Origin of the sequence: Streptomyces gottesmaniae (genome assembly GCF_031845845.1) — a bacterium.
Taxonomy (GTDB): Bacteria; Actinomycetota; Actinomycetes; order Streptomycetales; family Streptomycetaceae; genus Streptomyces; species Streptomyces akebiae.
Genome location: NZ_JAVRFJ010000134.1, coordinates 1 through 453, shown reverse-complemented (window position 1 = coordinate 453; position 453 = coordinate 1). Strand labels below are relative to the sequence as shown.

The 453-nt window shown below is 65.8% G+C and carries 1 protein-coding gene; it reads left to right on the top strand.

What is annotated here, in order from left to right:
- Positions 1–31: 31 nt before the first annotated feature.
- On the top strand, positions 32–453 hold a 422-nt coding region (locus RM704_RS44725), incomplete at its 3' end, for a Gfo/Idh/MocA family protein (protein ID WP_311593615.1).

The following is a 453-nucleotide window of genomic DNA, read 5'->3' as shown; positions in this document are numbered from 1 at the left end:
CCGGGGCCAGGGTGGCGGATATCTGGCCGGGATGCTGGTTCACGACCTGGATTTCCTCTGCAGCGTACTGGGCAAGCCGGTGTCGGTGTGCGCCGAGGTACGTACGAGCGATCCGGTGCGGGAACGCCCCGATGGCACGACGCTGAACATCACCGCCGATGACACCGCGGCACTGTTGATGCGGATGGAATCCGGGGTGACTGCGGTACTGAGCGTTTCAGTTATGGGTGCCCACGCCGATCATTACCGGCTGGAGTTGTTCGGCTCTGGCGGCACCATCATCGGCGACGGCGACCTTCGCTCCGCCGCGTACTCGGCAGGCTTGGCCGCCGAGGACGGACTGAGCTCGCTGACGGTGGACGACCGCGAACCGGCGCATCCCGAGAAGCTACCAACTGGTCTGGCCGGACATGCGAGCCGGGCGATGGCACTGATGCTTGAGGACTGGCTGCC